At 59.6% G+C, this 698-nt stretch carries 1 protein-coding gene and 1 riboswitch; the gene reads right to left on the bottom strand.

Annotation, left to right across the window (positions count from 1 at the left end; genetic code table 11):
- The coding region (locus AC1RTP_RS28510; RefSeq protein WP_498612022.1) for a S8 family serine peptidase at window positions 1–512 on the bottom strand (512 nt) is incomplete at its 3' end.
- 121 nt (window positions 513–633) lie between these two features.
- Window positions 634–698: riboswitch (cyclic di-GMP riboswitch) on the bottom strand. This riboswitch is flagged as partial in the annotation.

Raw genomic sequence — 698 nt, 5'->3', positions numbered from 1 at the left:
CACAGGTCGCTGGTGTTGGTGTTGTTGTCGGCGACGTTAAAGCCAGCGACCAGGTTTGGCGCCAGGTCCGGGTGGGTGGCATCGACGCCCGAGTCCAGGATGGCGATCACGACGCCGGAACCGGTAGTGCTGTCCCAGGCGGTATTGGCGCCAATCTTGGCGATATGCCATTCGCTGCCCAGGTAGGGGTCGTTGGCGGTGGCGGACAGTTCGACGCGCTGGTCCAGTTCGGCGAACTTGAAGTGCGGGTTGTTCTTCAGTTTATTGACGATCGCTTTTTCCGAGCCTTGCGCCACGTCGATCACGTGGATATTGCTCTGGCCCAGTTTGCGCGCCTTGCCGGCGCCGTTGGCTTTGAGCTGCTTGGCAAAGTCAGCCACAGTCAGGCCGGCACGCGGTTCCACGATGATGCGGCCCTTGGCGAACTCTTCGGATTGTGCGGCGAAGGCTGGAGCGGCCAGGGTGGCGATTGCGGTAGCGATTGCGGCGGAGAAGGTGGTGATGGATTTCATTGCGGTAGTCCCTGTTTTCAAAAAATTCAAAACGAGGACTGCCCGCCGGTCTTATGCCGGTAGAAGACTGCATCACAACCCGCCCAAGCGCATATACGCCCGTGGTGAGGGGATACTTTTGTCTGGCAGTCCTGCCGTCATGGAGCCGAAGCTCTTTAGACCGATGACTTTGCGTCCCACCGTTTC

Source organism: Pseudoduganella sp. GW821-FHT11H04 (assembly GCF_058807935.1).
This window is presented reverse-complemented; position numbering and strand designations above follow the sequence as displayed.